17 protein-coding genes and 1 pseudogene are annotated in these 20,225 nt (G+C 57.4%); 3 read left to right on the top strand and 15 right to left on the bottom strand.

Annotated features, from left to right (window positions below; all coding sequences use genetic code 11):
* Positions 1–3 precede the first annotated feature (3 nt).
* The 3 genes and pseudogenes from IVB19_RS40510 to IVB19_RS30645 all read right to left on the bottom strand — a co-directional run bounded on the left by IVB19_RS40510 (position 4) and on the right by IVB19_RS30645 (position 3,334).
* A pseudogene (locus IVB19_RS40510) lies at positions 4–1,211 on the bottom strand (SDR family oxidoreductase).
* Positions 1,212–1,568: 357 nt separating this feature from the next.
* A complete protein-coding gene (locus IVB19_RS30640) occupies positions 1,569–2,582 on the bottom strand; it encodes a 3-hydroxyacyl-CoA dehydrogenase (RefSeq protein WP_247820517.1) in 1,014 nt (337 codons plus the stop codon).
* An 8-nt stretch (positions 2,583–2,590) separates the two neighbouring features.
* The gene (locus IVB19_RS30645; protein ID WP_247820518.1) at positions 2,591–3,334 is read right to left on the bottom strand and encodes an SDR family oxidoreductase; all 744 of its coding nucleotides are present in this window, start codon (positions 3,332–3,334) and stop codon (positions 2,591–2,593) included.
* A gap of 123 nt (positions 3,335–3,457) precedes the next feature.
* Between IVB19_RS30645 and IVB19_RS30650 the strand changes: the two genes are divergently transcribed.
* Positions 3,458–4,483, top strand: coding sequence for a TetR/AcrR family transcriptional regulator (locus IVB19_RS30650; protein WP_247820519.1), 1,026 nt, complete (start codon positions 3,458–3,460; stop codon positions 4,481–4,483).
* A 2-nt stretch (positions 4,484–4,485) separates the two neighbouring features.
* On the opposite strand, the gene IVB19_RS30655 is transcribed toward IVB19_RS30650, so the two are convergent.
* Positions 4,486–5,268 carry an SDR family NAD(P)-dependent oxidoreductase gene (locus IVB19_RS30655; RefSeq protein ID WP_247820520.1) on the bottom strand — a complete coding sequence of 261 codons (783 nt, stop codon included), beginning with the start codon at positions 5,266–5,268 and terminating at the stop codon, positions 4,486–4,488.
* Positions 5,269–5,356: 88 nt separating this feature from the next.
* Positions 5,357–6,304: a LysR family transcriptional regulator gene (locus IVB19_RS30660; RefSeq protein ID WP_247820521.1), complete on the bottom strand. Its 948-nt coding sequence runs from the start codon at positions 6,302–6,304 to the stop codon at positions 5,357–5,359.
* Positions 6,305–6,405: 101 nt separating this feature from the next.
* Here IVB19_RS30660 and IVB19_RS30665 point away from each other — a divergent pair, with 101 nt between their 5' ends.
* On the top strand, positions 6,406–7,287 hold the full coding sequence (locus IVB19_RS30665) for an NmrA family NAD(P)-binding protein (protein ID WP_247820522.1): 882 nt from the start codon (positions 6,406–6,408) through the stop codon (positions 7,285–7,287).
* A 2-nt stretch (positions 7,288–7,289) separates the two neighbouring features.
* Here IVB19_RS30665 and IVB19_RS30670 read toward each other — a convergent pair whose 3' ends face one another.
* The 8 genes from IVB19_RS30670 to IVB19_RS30705 all read right to left on the bottom strand — a co-directional run bounded on the left by IVB19_RS30670 (position 7,290) and on the right by IVB19_RS30705 (position 16,838).
* The gene (locus IVB19_RS30670; protein WP_247820523.1) at positions 7,290–8,009 is read right to left on the bottom strand and encodes an ABC transporter ATP-binding protein; all 720 of its coding nucleotides are present in this window, start codon (positions 8,007–8,009) and stop codon (positions 7,290–7,292) included.
* Positions 7,999–8,793, bottom strand: coding sequence for an ABC transporter ATP-binding protein (locus IVB19_RS30675; protein ID WP_247820524.1), 795 nt, complete (start codon positions 8,791–8,793; stop codon positions 7,999–8,001). The genes IVB19_RS30670 and IVB19_RS30675 overlap by 11 nt, the downstream gene beginning before the upstream one ends.
* Positions 8,742–9,701, bottom strand: coding sequence for a branched-chain amino acid ABC transporter permease (locus tag IVB19_RS30680; RefSeq protein ID WP_247820525.1), 960 nt, complete (start codon positions 9,699–9,701; stop codon positions 8,742–8,744). Before IVB19_RS30680 ends, IVB19_RS30675 begins: the two co-directional genes overlap by 52 nt.
* Positions 9,698–10,558, bottom strand: a complete 861-nt coding sequence (locus tag IVB19_RS30685) for a branched-chain amino acid ABC transporter permease (protein ID WP_247820526.1) — start codon at positions 10,556–10,558, stop codon at positions 9,698–9,700. Before IVB19_RS30685 ends, IVB19_RS30680 begins: the two co-directional genes overlap by 4 nt.
* 75 nt (positions 10,559–10,633) lie before the next feature.
* Positions 10,634–11,878 (bottom strand): ABC transporter substrate-binding protein, encoded by a 1,245-nt coding sequence (locus IVB19_RS30690; protein WP_247820527.1) that lies wholly within the window; start codon positions 11,876–11,878, stop codon positions 10,634–10,636.
* 51 nt (positions 11,879–11,929) lie between these two features.
* Positions 11,930–13,711 carry a CocE/NonD family hydrolase gene (locus IVB19_RS30695; protein ID WP_247820528.1) on the bottom strand — a complete coding sequence of 594 codons (1,782 nt, stop codon included), beginning with the start codon at positions 13,709–13,711 and terminating at the stop codon, positions 11,930–11,932.
* Positions 13,712–14,219: 508 nt separating this feature from the next.
* Positions 14,220–15,956, bottom strand: coding sequence for a GMC family oxidoreductase (locus IVB19_RS30700; RefSeq protein ID WP_247820529.1), 1,737 nt, complete (start codon positions 15,954–15,956; stop codon positions 14,220–14,222).
* Positions 15,957–15,968: 12 nt separating this feature from the next.
* A complete protein-coding gene (locus tag IVB19_RS30705) occupies positions 15,969–16,838 on the bottom strand; it encodes an ABC transporter ATP-binding protein (protein WP_247820530.1) in 870 nt (289 codons plus the stop codon).
* Positions 16,839–17,181: 343 nt separating this feature from the next.
* On the opposite strand from IVB19_RS30705, the gene IVB19_RS30710 reads away from it, so the two are divergent.
* On the top strand, positions 17,182–18,099 hold the full coding sequence (locus IVB19_RS30710; RefSeq protein WP_247820531.1) for a LysR family transcriptional regulator: 918 nt from the start codon (positions 17,182–17,184) through the stop codon (positions 18,097–18,099).
* 92 nt (positions 18,100–18,191) lie between these two features.
* Here the strand turns inward: IVB19_RS30710 and IVB19_RS30715 are convergent, their stop codons facing one another.
* Together IVB19_RS30715 and IVB19_RS30720 are read right to left on the bottom strand one after the other, a co-directional pair.
* On the bottom strand, positions 18,192–18,989 hold the full coding sequence (locus IVB19_RS30715; protein WP_247820532.1) for an alpha/beta fold hydrolase: 798 nt from the start codon (positions 18,987–18,989) through the stop codon (positions 18,192–18,194).
* 30 nt (positions 18,990–19,019) lie between these two features.
* Positions 19,020–20,144 carry an LLM class flavin-dependent oxidoreductase gene (locus IVB19_RS30720; protein ID WP_247820533.1) on the bottom strand — a complete coding sequence of 375 codons (1,125 nt, stop codon included), beginning with the start codon at positions 20,142–20,144 and terminating at the stop codon, positions 19,020–19,022.
* Positions 20,145–20,225 lie beyond the last annotated feature (81 nt).

The raw sequence follows: 20,225 nt of genomic DNA on the forward strand, positions 1-20,225 counted from the left end.
GGGCTAGTCGGCAGTCCACCCTCCGTCGTCGAGTAGCGACGATCCTGTCATCAATGCTGAGGCGTCCGACGAGAGAAACACCACTGCTCCCATCAAGTCCTCGACTGTACCTAGTCGACCGAGCTTGATGCGGGAAAGTACATCCGACCTGAAGGCATGGTCTTCGAAAAACGGCTTCGTCACAGGCGTTGCGATGAATGTTGGACACAGCGTATTGACGCGGATTCCAAATGGAGCGAATTCGACCGCTGCCGCCCGCGTAAATCCTTCGAGAGCCCATTTACTGGCACAGTAGATGGAGCGGGAAGCTCCACCGACATGGCCCATCTGCGATGACATATTGATGATCGAGCCGCGACGGCCAGCTTCAATCAGCTTTCGAGCAACCGCTTGCACTATGAAGAAAGCCGAACGCACGTTCAGATCCATAACCGCATCATAGTCTTCCGTCGTCACCGTCGTCAGGGCTTGGGCCTGTTTGTGCCGGCATTGTTGACCAATATTTCAAATGCCTCGGCTTCGCCGATCTGATGGCACGAGCTTTCGACGTCAAGCACGTCCAAGACCACCACGTCTACGGTGCAGCTTTGCGCTCGAAGCCGTTGGCAGAGGGTTTCGAGCTCCGTTCGCGACCGAGCAGCAATTGTGACGTGGGCACCTGCGGTCGCCAGCGCGACGGCAGCGGCCTCGCCGATTCCGCGCCCCGCACCCGTAACCAACGCGCGTCGGCACGACCCAATGCCAGGGCTGATTGGCATCTTTCGTTTCGTTAGGGCGAACTTCGCACCCCACCTATCCGAACAGATCGCCGCAACGTCCTTCTCGCGGAGCCAATGGCAGGTTTCAAAGCCAAAGCCCGGCGCGTAACCCCCCGCATAGCCGGACCAGTCACCCTTCGCCAAGCAACGTTCCTGGTGTCCCGTCCGGACGATAACAAAGTCACCCCGTCTCACCTCGACCTTTTGCGCCTGAGCGCACCGATTCAGGTCTTCAGTCGTAACGGCATAACCATCATCCAGGGAATTGACGCCCTTGAAGCGAGCCACGTCGAGCAGAACGCAGCGCCCCACCATGTGGTCGCGAACGTGCTCAATACCCAACTTCTTCGCGCCCTTCACGTCTACCAGAGAAGCATCGAAGCCGTTGTACATCTTGTCATCGGGAAAGACGTGGCACAGCGCATCCCACTGGGTCGACGCCTGACACGGCATGTTGGTCGCGTCATCGGCGTACCGGAGATAGGGAAACGGCTCGTCCTGGTTCCGAGCTTCGCGTCAGTCCCAGGTTGCAAGCATTGTGTGTATGGGATTCCAACGTCCCCCGAACAGCCCCGACTGGATCGGCTCCTTGAGTGAGAGCCCCAACGAGAAGACTTTCCCTTCCTGATCAGTCGGCCAGCATCGACGATGTCCTGCGGGGTGACGATATTGAGGGTACCGATTTGATCGTCAGCGCCCCACCTCACAATTGGAAATCTTGTCGGCGGCTTCCAAAATCCCTGCCCGATCCAGTTTCATGGCAATCTAAATGGTTATCGTTTGATAACTTGATTCATCGACCGGCATCTGTCAATCACTGCTGATAGCAAGCGATTCAATTGGATTCCTATCGTCTTCGGTTATCACTCGATCACTGTCATTCGGACCCATTGGGACGATCCTTTCACGCGCCATAGCCATCAGGCGACGGTCCCGCCATGTCGCATGGTCGTTCAACGAATCCATCGATACAATTGCGCGTCGCTGCCGCTCGACCTCCTTGACCAGATCGGCAGACCAACCGCTTGCATGATCGCGCGAGGACGCGATGCTTCGGTACAGCTCTCCCAATCGAGCTGCATAGTCAGCCACTCCGCCAGGGGCGTTCAGATCGATGGTTTCGAATGGTCCCATGAAGCTCCATCGTATCCCAAGCCCATGGGATACAGTGGCATCGAGATCCTCGACTGACGCAATTCCATCCTCCACGAGCTTGAAACATTCCCTGAGGAGAACGCCTTGAAGCCGGTTAAGTACGAACCCCTCGATCTCCCGTGAGAGCGAGACCGGCTTCTGACCGATATCGAGCATGATTTCGCGCGCGGACGAAAGCGTGGCGCCGGCAGTCCAGGGGGCCGGCACGAGCTCGACAACCGGAATTAGGTAGGGTGGATTGACCGGATGAGCGACCAGGCAACGATCGCGAAACGAAACGTGGCCCGTGTATGCGGAGGCAGGTATGCCTGACGATGAACTGCCGACCAGCGCGCCTTCGTCGAGCAGCAGTTCGAGATCGGAGAAGAGCTGCCTCTTCACGCCGGTTTGCTCGAGGACACTCTCCTGGACATATTCAGCACCTGAAAGCGCCTCCGCCAAAGAGGGCGCGCAGACAATCCTCCGCAGTATGGCTTCCGAGGATTCCGACAGGAGTGAATAGGATTCGAGATCGGACAAACGTTGCGCAATCCACACAGCAGCAGAGCCAACCTTGTCCTGCTCCGAGTCGAAGAGACGCACATTCCAGCCAGCCCGAGCGAATGCGATTGCCCAAGCCGAGCCGATCAAGCCGACGCCTATGACCGCTACATTACGGTGTCGAGTCATCGATCCCCCTAGGCCAACGCACCATTGACCCGAATTGATTGCCCGCTAACCCAGCTTCCTTGCGGACTGCAAAGGAAGGCGACGAGGGGCACGACGTCTGCCACCTCCCCTAATCTGTTGAACGGCGACAATCTCGCCATATCCTCGACCTTCTGGGGGCTCTTACCGTCGAAGAACAACTCTGTAGCGACCGGTCCGGGGGCGACGGTGTTTACCGTGATCCTGCGAGGAGCCAATTCTTTTGCCAGAACTTTCGTCATCGCTTCGACGGCCGCTTTGGATGCGTTGTAAGCAACGTAGCCAGGGAAGGACGTGTGCAATGCAGTGCTAGAAAAATTGACGATCCTGCCACCATTGCGCATCCTCGACGCGGCCTGCTTTATTCCACGGAACGTCCCGGATACGTTAATGGCGATCACTCGATCAAACGTCTCTTGGGTCATTTCGGAGATCGGCTCGACCACTAGGACTCCGGCGTTGTTGATCAGGACATCGACTCCCCCGAACTCCAATTCGGCCGCGTCGAACAGACGACGCGCTGTCTCGACGTCGCCGACGTCTCCCTGTATGGCGATCGAGCGGCTGCCGTTTTTCTCGATCTCCTCCACCACCTCATCGGCGTCTGAGCGGCTGCTCGCATAGTTCACGATGACCGCATATCCTCGCGCTGCCAGTTCGAACGCGACGCCCCTACCGATGCCCCTTGATCCTCCAGTCACCACGGCGACCTTGTTCAATCCGAAGCTGTCCACGGATCAATCCTCCGGCATTTTGCGAGCTCACGTGCAGTTCGCCCGACTTGGTTCTTCTAGAATGACTCCCGCATGGCGCGACTACGCCGCGGATGCTCCCGCGTTCGATTCATAGGACGCGCCATGGACGCGCCCAAAATGCCGATCTGTCACCCCGTGAATGACCAAATGGCACGGCTTCTTGCCCCTGCACCCAACGTGGTGCCAAACCCCGGGAACGATCTTCAGCCACGTCACACGACGCGGCGGGCAGGCGCTGAGTTGGCCGCGAGAATTGCCTGCGCATTGGCAATTTGTAGGCGAACTGCCGCGGTGCAACGGTTTGCCATAGCTTATTCGCGTGGGTATACAGGGAGCATGCCGAGCCATGCGAAGTCGCCGGTTCGGGGCGATCCGTATTTCAGGCAAGATGAGATGGCGACGAGACGCGACGCGCAGAAACAGTCAGCCCGAAAGAAGCCATCGAGCAAGACGATTGCGAAAGCACCGATACGCCGGGTAGTCGGCGCATCGGAGAACAAGCGCCCGGCTTTCGAAGAGCGGCGCCGGATCATTATCGGGAAGGCGGCTGAGTTCTTCGCTGAGTCCGGTTTCAGCGCCACGACACGCGAGCTCGCTGACCATCTCGGGACGACTCAGCCCTTGATGTACAAGTACTTCAAGGGGAAAGCTGAGCTGATCGAGGAGGTCTACAAGAGCGTTTTCTTGGACGTTTGGAACGATCGCTGGGACGAACTCCTGATCGACAGAGAGCGCCCTATCGTGGAGCGGCTCATCGAGTTCTATATCAGCTATACCGACGTCATTATGAATCGAGGCTGGATGAGAATGTATCTTTTCGCCGGGCTCAAAAGCATTGGGATTACGAGTTCATATGTCAGACTAGTGGAAGAGCGGGTGATCCGGCGAATCGCCATCGAGATTTGCGCCGCCCGGAAATTCCCCTTCAATGCTCGCAACGAAGCCCGCTATCTCGAAATTGCGTGGAGTTTGCAAGGAAGCATCTTCTATTATGGTGTGAGAAAGCACGCCTACGATCTGAATCCTCACGTCGACAAGAACAGTGTCATTCGCGATGCCGTCCGCATTTTCGTGCAGGCATGGCCGAGTGATGAGGCCTCGGATCATCCGACCATGCGAGCCTCCTGACGTCATTTGCTCCAATTGCGTCCCGGAATATGGTTCATCAAACTGTTGTTGAAGCCTCCATCAACTGCAAGTGTTGATCCCGTAATCCAGTCAGCGTCATCGCTGAGAAGAAACAAGATCGACTTCGCCACGTCGAGCGGTTGCCCAATCCTCCCCAAAGGTATGGTCGCCGTCCGCCCCCGTCTGACATCCGGATCCTTCAGGTAAGCGGTGAGCGGCGTCTCCACGGTGCCCGGAGCCACCGCGTTGACCCGGATTCGATGAGGCGCCCACTCGAGTGCCATAAGCTGCGTCAAATGGACGATCGCGGCTTTCACCGTGCTATATGCGCCCGCACCTCCATAGGGATTGAAAGCCGCTACGGACGACAGATTAACGATGGCCCCTCTGCGTTGCGATCCGGCCGCGGATCGAGCGAACGCTTGAGCCATCAGGAAGGTCCCAGTCAGCCCAACGTTTAGCGTCGTATTCCAGGCCTCAAGATCGAGCTCGAGTAAGGCCGCACCGTTGATCGAAATTGCCGAATTCACGAGGAGGTCAGGAGGGCCAAACGACCTCTCCGCCGCAGCGATCGCATTGGCACATGCATCGGGACTCCGAACATCGACTTCCACGAAGGTGGCGCGACCACGTCCGATACTTTCGGCAAGATCGGTCCCTAGCTCGCGATTCGTATCAGCCACCACGACTCTTGCCCCCTCTCTTGCGAGCTCCTCCGCGGCGCTACCACCCAAACCGCGAGCTCCGCCGGCAACGATCGCAACTTTCCCCTTGAATCTCTGCAAAGCCCCCTCCCACGATGGAGCTTGCGATATACAACGCGCGTAAACCGGAGAGGTACTGCGATTATGTCAGCTTAACGTTGATCATCGGTCATGTTGGTTCCACCCGCGGCAAGTGCAAGCCCTCGACTCTTATGGCTGCATGGGCGGCGTTGAGTACGAACTCAAGGAATATCCGGACCTTCGCGGGCGGGAGATTTCTCGATGGATGGTACGCGTACAGTGGGTAACGCTCGTCAGGCCAATCCGGGAAGAGTTCGACCAGGCGTCCCGATTCGATGAGGTCACGCACACCGAAATCCAGTATCTGAGCTATCCCTACGCCACTCACGCAAGCGCTGAGCATTGTACCGACCTCTGTCACCGTCAGCCTTCCAGGGGGCTGAACCGGGAGCACAGTCTTCCCCTTGTGAAACTCCCAGATAAATGGCCGTGACGTGCGCGAATCTATGAAATGAATAGCCTGGTGCTGTTTGAGCTCGATTGGATCGGACGGCCTTCCATGAATCGCAAGATATTCGGGAGATGCGACCGTTAATATGCGAATATCGATCAATCGGCGAGCGATCAACGCGGAATCGGCCGGCTCGCCGAAGCGTACCGCAACATCGAAACCTTCGGTGACCAGATCGCCAAGATAATCGCGCGCCACCAGCTCGAGCTCCAGTGCGGGATTCCCCGACAGAAACGTGTTCAAGTTGCGAGCGAGCACCAGCCGCGAGAAGAAAGGGTCGATGTTCACGCGGAGCCGCCCCCGCACGGATGTGGTGGATCCTTCGGCCAAGGAGACCGCCTCTTCGAGGCCCGACAACAACGGGCGTACCTGTTCATAGAACCGTCGACCGTCGTCGGTGAGGCGAACGGCACGAGCGGTCCGGTCGAACAATCTTATTCCTACTCGGGTCTCGAGCCGCCCAATCGAACGGCTCACGCCCGACTGGGTGAGTCCCAGCGACTTCGCCGCATGGACGAAGCTTCCGGCCTCGGCAACTGCAGCCATAACCCCGATACCACTGAGCAAGCGTCCATCAAATGACATCTCTGGTGCACTCCGGTCATTCCGCCAATGACACGTTCGCATTGGCGAAAGCAGGAAGATTGGATCATTGTCAATTACATAATAGTCTTCTCGGAGGGAAAATGTACGTCGTCGCCGGAGCCTCTGGTCAAGTGGGGTGCGCCACCGCGAGGGCGCTCATTCAAGCAGGACGCCCCATTCGAGCGATGGTCGTCTCGGAAGCAGAACGGAGCGAGTGGCTCGACGCCCGCCAAGAGGCTGTCGCCGTCGACTTTTACCGGAAGGACAGCATCGTCGCTCCGCTTACGGATGTCACCGCCGTGTTTCTGATGATCCCACCGAATTACGACGCCCAAGCTGATTACGCCGAGGCCAGACAGATCATCGATTCCTTTGCGCACGCGATTCGTATCTGCCGACCGCACCGCGTGATATGCCTGTCCTCGATTGGAGCTCATCGAACTCACGGATTGGGAATCATTCAGCAGTCACGCATTTTGGAAGACGAATTGGGTTCGATGGATCTGCCGATTTCGTTCGTCCGGCCCGCTTGGTTCATGGAAAATGCCGCTTGGCAACTTCCCTTGGCCGATCGAGATGGAGCATTCGAGAGCTTCTTGTGGCCTCTGGAACGCAGAATTCCGATGACTGCAACGGCGGATATTGGCAATACCATTGCCGATCTTATGATGAGCGACACTAGCAACGAGCGCCGGGTCGTGGAGATCGAAGGCCCCCAGGGCTACTCCCCCCTCGATGTCGCGAGAGAGATGAGCAACTTGTTGGGACGCGCCGTGGAGGCCAAACCCGTCCCTCGAGAGAATTGGCATCTCAAGTTGGCTCAAGAGGGAAGCGCGAATCCATCGGAACGAATGGCGATGCTCGACGGCTTCAACTCGGGCTGGATCGATTTCGAAGGACCTCCTTGTGAAAAGCGTACTGGTTCCACCCCGCTGACGGATGTCCTCGCCCATTTGATTCATCGCTATCGAACGAGCATTTGATCTCAGAAGACAGCCAGATGCTTGTCGATCAATTCGGGGCGTCGGCTCACATCCTCGGCTTTGCCCGAAAAGGCGACCGAGCCAGTACTGAACATCACTACATCCTCCGCAAGTCGAAGAGCGAGATCCGCATTCTGCTCGACTAGGACGATCGAAAGCCCGTCATCCTTCAGCATCTTGATGATGAGTTCAACCTCCTGAACGATCTGGGGCGCCAGCCCCTCGGATGGTTCGTCCATCAGAAGAAGAAGCGGGTTGGACACCAGAGCGCGACCGATGGCCAGCATCTGCTGCTCGCCTCCCGACAGGGATCCTGCGTATTGATCTCGACGCTCCCTGAGCCGGGGAAAGAGGTCAAATACCTTTTCCATCGACCAGGACGCCTTTGAGAGCTTCCTAGCCGAATGGACAGCGACGGCGAGGTTTTCGCGAACTGTCAGGCTCTTGAATACCCGTCTCCCTTGCGGAACGATAGCGATTCCAGCCCTTACGATGGACTCAGGAGAGAGTCCTGTGAGGCTGTCTCCTCTAAATCGGATCGTACCCGCTCGCGCCTTGACGAATCCCATGATGGTCGACAGACAGGTCGTTTTTCCTGCCCCGTTCCTGCCTAACAGGCCCAGAATTGTACCCTCTCTGACACTCAGCGCGATCTCATAGAGAGCCTGACTGTCTCCATAGTAGGAGCTAACGCCCGTTAGCTCGAGAATATTACTTGCCAAGATATATCTCCTTGGTTCGCGGATCTGCGACCACTTCGGCACGCGTTCCTTCCAAGGCTACAGAGCCGAAATGAAGGACAGTGATCCTTTCGGCGAATGCGAGAGCGACATCCATGTCGTGCTCGATCATCACAATCGTGACGTCGGAAGGTATAGTTTCCAGAAGCTCTCGAACAGATTTTCGCTCCGGTTGAGATAGTCCTGCCAAGGGTTCGTCCAGCAGGAGGAGCTTCGGATCCTGAGCCAGCGCCATCGCAAGCTCCAAGCGACGCCGCTCCCCATAGGCAGTCTCCCGGACGAGATCGTGTGCGCGACCTGCCAGCCCGACCTGGCGCAAGACGGCATGTGCCCTATCTCGCAGTTCACTGAAACCTCCCAGCGCGCGCCACGGATCCCATTTCGTCACCGACTGTCCAAGCAACGACAGAATGACGTTGTGAAGAAGCGTATCGTGCGGAAACAGTGTGAGGATCTGGTAGGTCCGCGCAAGTCCGAGCCTGACGCGCGCGTACGTCGGCAGACGGACTAACTCGTTGTCAAATAGCCTAATCGATCCGCTATCGGGCGTAAGATCTCCTGTGATCTGATTGAACAGTGTCGTCTTTCCCGCGCCATTCGGCCCGATAATCAGACGCCTTTCACCCTTCGCAACGAATAGGCTGACATCGCGCGTCGCCGGCAAACCGCCGAAATGCTTGTTAAGTCCCGATATCGCTAGGGCAGGTAAGTTCATCATTTGTCTGACGCCGATTCGAGCTTGCCGCGTTTTGGCCAGCGCGCCCATCTGCGCATGCTAGGTACTATGCCTTCGGGCATGAGTATGACGGCCGCAATGAAGATCACTCCCAAAACCGAATACCAGCGATCCAGGTACGAACTGAGGACGAGCTTCACGAACGTGATGATGATTGCGCCGATGATCGGACCGGCGAGCGTGTCCACACCACCGAGCAAGACCATCAGTAGAGTCTCGGCCGACTGCTGAAGCGATACCGCGTGCGGGCTTACGAACTGAGTATAGTAGACGTAGAGGACGCCCGCGGCGGATCCCCAGAAGCCTGCCATCAGGAATGCGATCCACCTAATGAGCTGGACGTTATGCCCCAACATCCTCATTCGCCGCGGCTGATCGCGGGACCCTCTGAGTACTGCTCCGAAGGGAGAGTTGGCCAGTCTCCACATTACGATCAACGCGACGATTAGGACAGCCAGGCAGAAATAATAGAAGGCTGAATTTCCGGCTATCGAATAGCCGAGGATCGACGGACGACTCGGAAGTTTCAGTCCGTTGTCCCCGTTTGTGATACTCACCCACCGATAGGCGATACCCCACACGATCTGCCCGAATGCGAGCGTGATCATCATGAAGCTCAGCCCGGAGACGCGGAGCGATAGCACTCCAAGAAAGCCCGCCATCGCGGTCCCGAGCACCAGAGCTCCAGCCGCAGCCGCAGCCGGATGCCAGCCAATGTTCGTCAACCAGACGCATGCGTAAGCGGACAGTCCCAGAAAAGCGGAGTGACCAAGCGAGATCATGCCGCCTAGCCCCACCAAGACATTTAGGCTTAACGCGAGGAGGGCAAAGATGATGATCTGGCTCGAGACGTTGATCGCGTAGTCTTCGCGAACGACTATCGGGAGCAGTATCGCCCCAATAGCGGCCAGCGTTGTTAGCAGTAACGACCTGTTCACGCGTGGGCTCCTCCTAAAAGTCCCTGGGGACGCACCACTAAGGCGAAGACCATTGGCAGAAACAGGATAACGTAGGCGAGGTCCGGGAACATCGCTGTTCCGAAAGTATAGACAAAACCCACTATGATGCTTCCGATGAGGGCTCCCGCCAATTGCCCGACCCCGCCGAGAACTACGACCACCAAGGCGAGCGGAAGCATGTCCAGATCAAGCCCCGGATAGGCGGACAAGATTGGCGCACCCACGACACCCCCCAGACCTGCACAGGCTGCCCCCAGCAGGAAAACGGCCGTGAACAGGTTTGAGATCCGGATGCCAACTCCTCGCGCCATCTCCATGTCGTCCACTCCCGCTCGAATCATCGCGCCAAGCCGCGTTCTCTCCAGCAGCAGATGCAGTAGAATTCCTACGAAGAGCGCGAACAGGAAGACGGCCAGGCGATATGAGGGAAATACTAACCCAGCAATTGAAATCGGCGCTCGGAGGAACGAGGGAGGTGGGATCGCGATCGGATCTCCACCCCAGACCACGAGACAGACATCTGCAATGATATAAGAGAACCCGAGCGTGACGAGCACTTGCCCTTTTTCGTTGCCTGCAAGTCCTCTCAGAACCAGCCGTTCGATCGTCGATCCCATCAAACCGACGCCAACCGCCGAAATCACGGCGGCCAGTATGAAGTTCACACCATGCAGAACCAGGGTAACTCCCAAATAGGAGCCAAGAAGAAACAACGCTCCGTGGGCGAGGTTCGGAATTCTCATGAGTCCGAAGATCAGTGAAAATCCCGCCGAAAGCAGGAAGAGAACGCCTCCCAACGCGAGGCTGTTGAGAGATTGGACGATCCAGAACTGCATCACTCGGACTCCGGCGTCATTCATCCCGTGCGAGTCCGCCCACGTGTGGCGGACCCGGATTCTGTGCGGAAAAGACTAGATGTTCGGAGAAGCCGGAAAGTCTCGCGAATACACCGGGTTCTTCAAGAACTCCGATTCCTTGTACGACCAGAACTGGCTTACATTCTCGTATGTTTCGACGACCGAGTTGACCAGCTTGCCCTTCACCCTGACTACGTTACGGATGTACACATTTCCGATTGCGTTGCCGAGATCGTCGAAAGTCAGCGGCCCTCGAATGGTATTCGCTACTGCGCTGGTACGCATCGTCTTCATCAGCCTGGCGCGGTCTTCGACTTCCCCATCGAGCTTGCGGACCGCATTGTCCAATGCCGCCGCCGCCAAATGCACCACGGCAGCGTAGTAGCCGGGCAGGAGGTCGTAATCCCTGCGGATATCGGCAACAAATCGCTTATTCTCCTCGTTCTCCAGCTCGGACGAATAGAAGCTACTCGTAATGGCGCCGACCGCCTCTTCCCCCATGTTGCGAAGGAAGGATTCGTCCACAGCGGTATAGCCGCCGAGAAACTTGAGACGCGCGTTCAGACCGTACTCCTGCGCCTGCCGAAGGAAGCGGAATCCATTCGGGCCAGCTAACGCCATGAACAGCGCATCAGCGTCGGGCTTGATGGAAGCGATATAAGTCGCGTAATCCGGAGATGCCGTCGGTACCCATTGCTTCTGGATGATCTTGCCGCCTAGTTCCTCGAACACACGGTGAAATCCACCGGTCTGTTCGTATCCGTAGGCGTTGTCTTCGCCAATCGTCGAGATACGTCGATGGCCCAAGCGTTTGAACGCGTAGTCAGCCAGCGGATGACTGCATTGAGCGCACGAACTGCCAGGCCGAAGCAGCCATGGGTTGGGATCTCGCTGGGTCAAGTCTTCCGAACCAGCGGAGCTAATCATGGGCACCCCCGCCTGCTTGATGTAGTCCGAGATGGCGAGCGCTTCGAAAGCGGAAATCGGCCCAATGATCGCGTGCACCTTACGGCTTTCCACGAGTTCCTGTGCTTTGGAGCGCGCAACCGCCGGGTTGTTCGTTGTATCGACCGCGAATAGTTCGACGGGACGATCGCCGATCTTGTTGCTTCGCTGCTTCAAAAACACCGAAAGTCCCTGTTCATAGTTGGCGCCGGCCGCTGCCATTTGCCCCGTTCTGATGGTCATGAATCCAAGCCTCAGGGTCGAGGCCTGAGCGCGCACATACGGAGCTGAAAGCGTCGGCACGGCCGCTCCGGCGGCCATCGACTTCAAAATTGAACGTCTGCTCATGAACATCTTGCGTCTCCTCTCTCTGGACTGTCTTTCCTCACCTTCGCCGGCCCTTGGTCAGGCTCTTTTGGGAATGACGGGAAGCAACAAATAATTCTCTGCACTCGGACCGAAATGCAGACTGGTCCGACCGCCAAACACCGACGCGGGCCTGTCACGCGGATCGTCGTGAACGAACGGACCGCAGCCGGTGAAATTGTTCTTCATGTTTGAAAGGCGCGCGACTGAGCCGCCGGGATGGACGTAATCCCTGCCTCTGACGGACAGGGCGATGCGCCACCCCTGCGGAACTACGATGCTGGTCGGCCAGATCTCCACGTCGAGACCATAGACGGTGCCTGGGACCAACTCCTGAACTTCGTCGTGCGTGTGATACGGCTGGTATGGAAGACTTCTCTCCGGATCAAGCTTTCGATGGGATGCGCGCAGCCACCCTTGAGCAACCGGCGTTCGAGGATCCAGTGCACCCGCGAAAGTCACTTCCCTGAAATCAGGGGCAAGCACACGAACGACCAAGAAGATATCCGCGTCCTTCGTCGACGAGGACACTTGAAGCCGGGCGGCGAGCGGCCCTGTTATCTCCATTTCTTCCAATAGCGGGGATGTGACAAAACTCAGGCCATCACCGAGCGCGTCAAATTCAATCGCCTTGGGCTCGTCGGCCGGCTTCAGCGACAGGGAATGGCTGCTGGGGTGAAGGTGAAATTTCGTCCATTGCGTGCTCGGCAATGGCCAATCACTCTCAAACCGGGTTTCAAACCTTTCGCCGGGATGTCTTACCTGCAGTTGAACCCGTGGTTGCTTGTCCCAGCCGTTTTGTTTGCCTTTGAGAAAATGGTCGTAAAAGCGACGTTGGAGATCCAGCCCGTAGTCCGCATAGAACAGAGTCCAATGCTCCAGACCGTGGACCTCCAGCCATTTCTCGTTCGAGGCCGCCCTCGTAAAGCCATCGAAATTGCCCCTGGGATGCAGCCCCTGACCGCCCCAGTTCGCGCAAGATAGGATAGGTACCTCAATCTTGGTCACGTCCGCGCTGCGCTCGCGGTGATACTCGTCATCTAGCGGATGATCGATGAGGTCTTGCGCCATGTTGACGCGAAGTGACCCCAGCTCTTCTTCCGTGAGTGTCTCCGGACCCGAAACCCAGTCTCCGTTGATCCTGCTCTTTCTTCCCCGCGTTCCCAGCCCGTGCTGGACCGTGCGCAACTGCATTTCGTACCAATTTTGCGCAAACGTGCAGTAGATGCCGCCGTGATAGATGTAGTCGCGATAATGGTCGGTCATCCCTTCCCAAGCGCAGATTGCAGCCAAGTATTTCGGCTTAAGCGCGGCCACCTGCCACTGATTGATGGCATAGTAGGAGATGCCGTTCAGTCCGACCTTGCCGTTTGACCAGATCTGCTGCCCCGCCCACTCGATGCATTCGGCGTAGTCCGCCGTTTCTTGCGCATTGCGCGGATCGAGAGGCCCAGGCGATCTCCCAGCCCCACGGCTGTCCACCCGCACGACGACGTAGTCGTGTGGAACCCACTTCTCGGGATCGACGACTTCCCAATTCTGGTAAAGTCCGCTGCTACCGATCATCACGTCGGGATGATTGGCTACCATCTTGCGCCACGCCGTCTCGTATCCATCTTCGAAATGCAGCCACTTGCCATACGCGCCGTAAGACAGCAGTACCGGATAGCGTCCAGCCGAGACGGGTCGATAGACGTCAGCCAAAAGAACGGTGCCGTCCCGCATAACGATCGGCACCTCCCAATCCACAATCATGCCGTGACGAGTCTCGCTCCGTACTGCGCCAGGCGTTGCGTTTGAGCAGTCGACGACTCGCGACATTGGGGCATTTCCTCTCCTGAATTGGCAGATACGCTCGCCAGCGTATTGCAGTTGTCGCTTGGTTATCACTTGATCACAAAAACGACAAGTCCGACTCCAGAACCGCTTTATTCGAGCCCCAACAGTCAACAGGATCGGCGTTATCTAGTCGGTATATTCTGATTACCGCGTTGGCGCCATTGCACTTTTCTGGCTTCGAGCATCCAGCAATTCGATCGTATGTGCTGCCATCCAATTCCACGCATGCCAAGAAGTCATCGACGAACTGACATCGGGTCATACGCGTTGAGATCCCCGATCGCCTTCGGCGCGACACGTTGGCAGCAAGCTTCACCGACCAGCGCGGCCGCCAGCCCATTCCGCAAGATCCCCGTGGAAGCGCGGCCTTCCCGGATGCCACGAGGTCATCAATGAACTGACATCGTGTTACTCATATTGACACCCAATCACCGGTTCTTCAGGAGCAGATCGTTGCATCGACATCGGGTCGCCGCGCGTGATGGCGGCCTTAGTCATGATGTCCCCGGGAGGTTGGTGCTGTTTCGGCTGCCGAAGCTGACGATGGTTCCGTAAGCGATGAAGATTCCCGGAAGGCGTTCAAGATGTGATCTGCACACTTCTCAGCGACCATCAGCGTCGGAAGATTGGTATTGGCGCGCGGTATTACTGGAATGATCGAGGCATCAACGACGTGCAATGCTTCGACGCCGATCACCTTGGACGACGAATCCACCACCGAACCGATTGCGCAAGTACCGATCGGGTGGAATTGCGGTGTCGCCGACGCGACGACGAGGTCTGCAAAGTCCTTCTCAATCGCTATCTCGGATAGAAGCCGGCCACGTCCAAGAAACAGCCTGAGCGCAAGCTCGCGGAACGGGTTCCAGCGTCCAAACGCGGCAATAATCCCGAGGCCCATCGCCTTCGCCGATAATCCTGGCCCGTTGAGCAACCGGATCGGAGGATTCGCCGGCACTACGAAAGGCAGGTCGATTGCCTCCTTGAGATCAGGATCGAGCAGAATACCGCGCGCAACTCCGGCAGCCTGGACCAGCCTCGATACATCGCGCGGATCGCTTAGCATCGCGAAATCCACGCGAGGCGGCCCAAATGGCGCCTCGGGATCCGGCTCCACCACGCCGCGTGAGAAAGGCGCGTTCAGGATGGCCGCAAGCATCGCAAGACGGTTTCCGGCCGCACCACCGGCGGTTCGCGACATGACGCCAAGAAACAGATCCGATGGCGGTGCCCCTGCCGCACGTGACGACAGCCTGATGCCGGTCATCGAATATCGCCGCAAGGCTGACGATTGCCGTGCACGAGGTTTAACGACAGCGCCGAGATGGGCAAAGATATGGTTCTGCAGATTCTGGCCGACGTGCGGATTATCGTGAACGACGGCCGAGCCCAGCGGCTGCAATTTGGCCGCAGGGCCAATGGCCGAGCGAAAGAGAAGCGCAGGAGTGTGCAAACTTCCGCAGGAGATGACCGTCAGCTTCGAGCGGATTAGTCGCGGAGCGCCGTTCGCTGCGGCAATTTCCACGCCAATCGCGCGCTTGCCTTCAAAAACAACCCGTAGCGCGCGAGTATCCGCCACAATTTCAAGGTTGTCGCGCTTTCGAACCTTATGCGAAAGATAGGCGGAAGCAGCCGAGACACGGGCACGCCCATCGGTTGAAAGCGGCACCGCGAAAATGCCGTCGCGGTCGTCGCCGTTGCCGTCCTCGAGATAGTTGAATCCACGGGCCTTGACTGCGCGCATGACCGCATGGTTGAGGCCCGGCCATTGTGTGATGGGCGTTCGCTGCAAAACCACCGGCCCTTCGCACCCATGCAGGTCGCCGCTGAAATCGGCGTCGCTCTCCACTCGTTTGAAATAGGGCAGGACATCCTTATAATCCCAGCCTTGTGCGCCGAAGCGGGCCCAAGAGTCGTAGTCTGCGCTCAGTCCTCGCAGCGACCACATGCCCATAACACTCGAACCACCGCCCATAACTCGCGCCTGGGTGTAATGGCTCCACGGCCGTCCCACAACCGAGCGCGCCTTCAGATCGGGCCAAAAATAAGCTGGATTGGCGTAGGCACGCGGAAACACGTCATCGATGTCTTTCGGCACCGCGCCCGGCACAATGTCGCGCCCGGCCTCGACTAGCATCACCCGCAGCATTGCATCGGCGCTGAGGCGATTTGCCAGGACGCAGCCGGCGGTGCCTCCGCCGACGATCAGAATATCGACGTCAGTCATTTGGGCAGACGGTCATGGCGCGACGCCGGAGACGCGGGCGTCGCCGACTTCACGGGCTAGGCCCGCGATCTGGCCTTTTAGGGTATGCCAAAGCTGTCCGTAAATCTGCAAAAACCGCGGGTCGTCTCGCAAGTTCATCATCTCTCGCGACTCCCCGAAAGGGATACGGATCTCTTCAACGACGTGCGATGGGGGCCGCGACAGGATCACTACTCTGTCGGAGAGACAGGTCGCTTCCGCAAGATCATGAGTCACCAGGATTGCCGTGATATTCAGCTTTCGCAGCAACATGTACAGATCGCTGTGAACGCCAATTCGGGTCGGCTCATCAAGCGCCGAGAAGGGCTCGTCCAGCAGCAGCAGATCCGGCGTCGGAGCGACCGCAGTTAAGATTGCGACGCGGCGCTTCATTCCACCTGACAATTGATAGGGGTAGTAGTCGGCAAATTTTGTCAGGCCGACCATTTCGAGCAGCTCGGCGACGTGACGGTCCTTGTCCGCGGCGCGACGGCGGGTGAAGCGATAATATAGCGCAACGTTATCCTTGACCTTCAGCCATGGCAGCAGCGTGTCTTCCTGGAACACCATGCTGCAGCCATGACGACTGCCCTGCCCGAAATTCCGTTCGACCGTTCCCGACGTTGGCTGCCTCAGTCCCGAGAAGAGCCGCAGAAGCGTCGACTTGCCACAACCGCTGGGACCAACGATCGATACGATTTCGCCGGGCCTCACCGCCAGGTCGAATCCGACCACGGTCGGCGCCATCGTTCCGTACGCGAATGACACGTCATTCGCCGAAACGACCATTTTCTCTGGGGTTGAATGCTCGACGGGCATGGGGACGCTAAGAGAACTGACCAACTTGGGCGAGAAAGTTGTCATTTGCGCTTCTCCCGAGATTATTTGTCGGACATTGGCGCCCGCCGATTTTGTCAGTGAACGCTACTTGCCTGAACCTGAAGCTCAAATAATTAGATCGACTGCCGTCAATTAGGTTTTGTGATGGAAGCAAATCGATTGCAAGGAATGGATGTCGCCGCCCATGGTCACGAATCTCATTTGGCTTCGGAATGAGCCCGACGTCGACCGTGAGCTCAAAAGCGGTGTCACGTACAAAAATCCAGGCGGCTCCGTTCGAAGGTCCATCACAGGCGGACAATCGGGCGCATCTACAGTATAGAACGTGATGTGATTCCATCGAACCAATCAAAAAGGGCGATGAGGGGTGAGCGACAATCTTCGCGATATGAAGCTTTTCGTAGCAGCTTATGAGGAACGCTCCTTCACAACCGCGGCGGAGCGTGAGCATGCTACTCAATCCGGCGTTTCGCAGCATATTCGAAAGCTGGAAGATTCGTTCAGGGTCAAGCTGTTCGTCCGTGACACGGGTGGCGTGGTTCCTACCCCGGCTGGCGACCAGTATTATCACCATTGCATTGAAGTATTGCGTGCCCACGCAACAGCTGAACGCGCCGTCCGCAGTTTTGGACATGGCATCGAAGGGGCAATCAACATCGGGCTAATGCCGACTATGACCCGTGGCGTACTAGCACCTACTCTAGCCCGCTTTATCAATGAACACCCGAACTGCGCGATAAGGGTCGTGGAGGGCTTTAGCGCCGCGCTTACACTCCAGGTTCAGAATTGCGTGCTCGATTTCGCGATTGTTCCCGCATTTCCCGGCGCTCTTGGACTTCGCAGCAGACTATTTATCCGGACACCGGAAGTACTCGTGTCGGCCAAGCACTCGGATCTCAAACATGGCCAGCCAATCGACCTGCGTGATATCAGCCCTATCAAACTCGTGCTGCCAAGCAAGGTCAATACGCGCAGAAACTTGATAGAAACCTATTTATCATCGAACAGTATTCAGATTGATAAGCTTCTTGAACTGGACGCCATGCTCGGATCGCTCGATTTCGTCGCTCGTACCGATTGGCATTGCATCCTTCCCGGAATCATGATGGCCGAAACCGGGAAACCGCGTTCGTTCACGGTGAACCCAATCGCCAACCCGCCGTTCGGGCTCGATTTGATCCTAATCGAGCCGTCACGACGCGTGCTATCCGCCCCAGCTACGGCGTTCCTGGAAATCCTGTCAGAGGAGGCGCACCAACTCAACCAACGCTGGCCTCGGGCGTGATCAAGAAAAATGCGGAAAAGCAGGCACAACACGATTGCAACCGACCGTTCGCTGCCTCAACGGCAATCAATAGACGCTGCGATTCGCGATCACTATCTATCCAGCCCAAGAAAGTCGTTGATGGCCTTGAAGAACCCCTCAGGGTTATCGACATTCGGTAGATGGGCGCTGCCAGCTACTTCCCTGTAGAGGGCCCCAGGAACACGCCGAGCCATGTCACGCATAACCGACGGTGGCGCTCCCAGATCATCGGATCCAACAACGAATAAGGTCCGGTGGACGATCCGATCAAGGCTGCCAAGGTAGGCAAGCCTTTTGAGCGCCTCAGCGCAACCGGCGTACCCCACGGTTGAGGTCTTCAAGATCATGGTGGCAATACGCGCCGCTTCGTCGGGATTTGCTTCTCGGAAGCGCTGGGAAAGCCATCTCTCCAGAGTTTCTGCCAGAATTGATTGCAGGCCGTGCGCCCGCACTTGCGCCACCCGTTCATCCCAGCTCTTGATAAAAGCTGAAGGCGCGTCCGCGCGGGCATCACAGCATACGAGAGCCGATACTCGCGTCGGATGCGTAAGCGCGAGCCCAAGTCCGGTCATCCCTCCCAGCGATAGCCCCATGAAGGCCGTCTTATCGATATCGAAGCCGTCAAGCAGGGCGATAACGTCGCCGACGAGGTCATCGAAACTGTAAGGCCCCTCAGGTGCGCTGCTATCGCCGTGCCCTCGTGTATCGTAACACAGCACACGGTATCGACGGAGAAGAGCCTTCATCTGGCTATCCCACATCGTGTAATCGGCCGCCAGGCTGTTTGAGAGCACCAGCCACGGCAGCCTTTCATCACCCTCAATGCGGATCGCTATACGCCGGCCGTCTGGCAATCTGAAGTAATTCAAGGAGCCTCCCACCCGTCGCCGATCTGGGTATTATCCAACGGCTGATTTAGTCCGACCGACACCGGTCGCGTCTCGCTCGGCTTGCACGATCTGCGGCTGCACTTTCTCGGCCAGCAAGACCATCGACTTGCGCGCTAGTTCGCGATCCAGCCAATCATGTCCGGCATACAGCATCGTGCCGAATGGCCCGACCGTCTCCCGGAATGCAAGCAGCTTGTCCGCAACCTCGTCTGGCGTACCGTAGATCACGAGAGCATCCATCATCATATCGATGTTGACCTCGTCATCCGACATATTGCGATCGGTCTTGAATAGTTCGAGGCGGCCTCCCTTACGCATCTTGCCGAGCATCTGCTCATAGTAGAAGCGATATGGACTGCGAGCGCTTGTCGCATATTCCTTCGCGGTCGCCCTGTCCTCAGCGACGAATACGCTCTTTGCCACACGCCAATGAGCGAAGTCAGCCGGCCGGCCTACTCGTTCGCAGCCTTCGACGTATTTCGGCCAATGACTTTTGACCCAAACGGGCATCAGGAAGTTCGCCGAAATGGGCTCCCATCCGCGAGCCGCCGCTTCGGTAATTCCTTTCGAGAACGGCGCGACAGCCGTCACTACAATCGGAGGATGAGGCCGCTGGAGCGGCTTGGGCAGAATGCCCTGTCCGATTTCCGTGAGGACGGTGCGGGCTGTCGTGATGTGCCAGTATTTGCCCTGGATGTCGTATGGCGGCTCCGACGACCAAATCCTCAGCACGTGGTTGATCGCCTCCAAAAACATTTCATTGCGGTTCGCGTCGAGATTGCCGAAGACTTCCGCATCGGAAATCAGGCCTCCGGGGCTGATGCCGAAAATGAACCGTCCATCGAGAAGGTGATCGAGCATTGCCACCTGTGCAGCGACAGCTGCCGGATGACTGTTGGGAAGATTGACAGTACCGGTTCCGAGCTTGATCCGCTTCGTTGCGTCGATCAGCGTCGCAATGAACAACGAACACGAGGTAATATTTTCAGCTTGGTCGGTGGCATGTTCGCCACAGAATCCTTCCGTGAAACCGAGTTCGTCCGCAAGTATGAAAGCCTCGCGATCCTCTTGAAGAGATCGCTTCCATTCCTTTTCTAGCGGGTGAACGGGCATCGTGAAAAAGCCCAACTGCATGGCAATTCTCCTGTGATAAGGTGAGCACTACCCGGACGAGGCAGATTGCAAAAATAATGATTTCTCACGCGTCATATCACC

Source organism: Bradyrhizobium sp. 187, assembly GCF_023101005.1.
Lineage (GTDB): Bacteria > Pseudomonadota > Alphaproteobacteria > Rhizobiales > Xanthobacteraceae > Bradyrhizobium > Bradyrhizobium canariense_D.